2 protein-coding genes and 1 pseudogene are annotated in these 1,694 nt (G+C 63.3%); 1 reads left to right on the top strand and 2 read right to left on the bottom strand.

The genetic code is table 11. The features are described 5' to 3' along the window. Positions 1–515: HAD family hydrolase (locus ACOJSI_RS11435; RefSeq protein ID WP_420138417.1), on the bottom strand; the 515-nt coding region annotated here is incomplete at its 3' end. A 125-nt stretch (positions 516–640) separates the two neighbouring features. After that, positions 641–1,090, bottom strand: a complete 450-nt coding sequence (locus tag ACOJSI_RS11430; RefSeq protein ID WP_109345213.1) for a carboxymuconolactone decarboxylase family protein — start codon at positions 1,088–1,090, stop codon at positions 641–643. A gap of 206 nt (positions 1,091–1,296) precedes the next feature. Here ACOJSI_RS11430 and ACOJSI_RS11425 point away from each other — a divergent pair. Continuing rightward, positions 1,297–1,694 (top strand): annotated as a pseudogene (locus tag ACOJSI_RS11425) (hypothetical protein); the annotation flags it as partial.

Here is a 1,694-nt window from a genome sequence, read left to right as displayed (position 1 = left end):
GCGGTCTTGGTGTCCTTGAGGGGGATGTGGACCAGGAAGTCGAGTTCGGCGATGTCGATGTCGTGGCGCAGGAACAGCTGGCGCAGGGTTTCCAGCGGTTCGATCGTGACGTTGCGCGTGACGATGCCGACCGTGATGTCGGGCGCGGCGATCAGCTCGCGGATCAGGTCGGCGATGCCGTCGTAGAGCCGGGCTTCCTGCCGGTAGATGCCGGTGAGGGTGTCGATCAGCTGGGCGCGGCTGTTCTTGCGCAGGTTCTTGCGGATGATCGACGGGAATTCCTTCAGCCCGCCCATGTACTTGAGCAGCTTGTGCCGCTTCTGGAACCGGGTCTCGTCGCCGATCACCAGGCCGTGGTGGGCGAATGCCGCTTCGATGGCGGAGAAGGCATCGATGGTGGTGCCGTCCGCATCGAGGATCAAGAGCTTCTTGTCGCTTTTGTACATGATGTCCGCGCACCCGGGTAGCGTTGGCCGGTCCGGCGTGAACACATGCCGGAGCTCACTTTTGGCCATCATCCGCCTGCGTCATGACAGGCGTGTGACAAAACGGCGGAGGTCCGCCGTTTGCGATGCGCGACGTGCGGATGCAGGCTTGCATGAGGTTTTCAGGATACAGCCTCATGCAAGCCTGCTCGCGGCTAGGCTTTGGCGGCCGGCTTCAGGCGGAAGCTCACGCCCATGCGATTGAAGGCGTTCATGGCGGCGATGGCGATCGTCAGGTCGACCAGGTCCCTGGAATCGAACGCTTTCGAGGCCGCTGCATAGGCTTCGTCGGAGGCATGGGTTTCGCTGACCCGGGTGACTTCCTCGGCCCAGGCCAGCGCCGCCCGCTCCTGGTCCGAGAACAGGTAGGCCGCTTCGTGCCAGACCGGGACCAGCACCAGCTTGTCGACCGACATGCCTTCCTTGATCAGGTCGCGCGAGTGCAGGTCGATGCAGTGCGCGCAGCCGTTGATCTGCGAGACGCGCAGGAAGACGAGGTGGATCAGTTGGGAAGGAAGATTGGTGTTCTTCGTGACGTAGTGATGGACGCCGCCCAGGGCTTTGGCGCCTTCGGGCGAGGCCTGGAACCAGTTTTCGCGATTCATATGTCTTGTTTCCTCAGGTTGAACGAGTCGATGCCGGCGAACGGGCCGGCTGCCTGGTAGACGAGCGAGCTGGCGGTTGTGTGACATCGCGGGCAAAAAATCAATCGGCCGAGGCGTATCTTCTTGAACCGGTACACTGTCTTGTATCGATGACAATGGCCAGGGCCAGGATGCGCTATATGGATTTCAGTTCATGGCAAGGCGCGATGACCACGATCATCGGGCTTGCCGTCTTTACCTTGCTGGGCGTGGGCATCCGCATCCTCATGATGCAGACCATCCAGCAGCGGCGCGAGCGCATGAACCGCCAGATCAACGAGCGCCTGAAAACCCTGATCGCCGCTTATCGCACGCTGGGCGGCTCGTTCACCGGGCAGCTGACGGTCGATCCGACGCATTTGCGCGACCTGCGCGAACGGGCCCAGTCGGGCGAGGAGGGTGATGGCATGGCGAGCTCGGACCGCTCGCGCCGCATCCGCGACGCGGTCGAAGCCGCGCTGGCGGACATCTTGCTGCTCGGCACTGAAGCGCATTGCCGGCTGGCGGCGCAGGCGGCGGCCGACCTGGCGGCGGGGCGGCCCATTCATACCGCGGAGCTGGTCGT

Origin of the sequence: Sphingomonas sp. (assembly GCF_048595155.1) — a bacterium.
Classification (GTDB): Bacteria; Pseudomonadota; Alphaproteobacteria; order Sphingomonadales; family Sphingomonadaceae; genus Sphingomonas_I.
The sequence above is the reverse complement of the archived record's forward strand: the minus strand, read 5'-3'. Positions and strand labels throughout refer to the sequence as shown.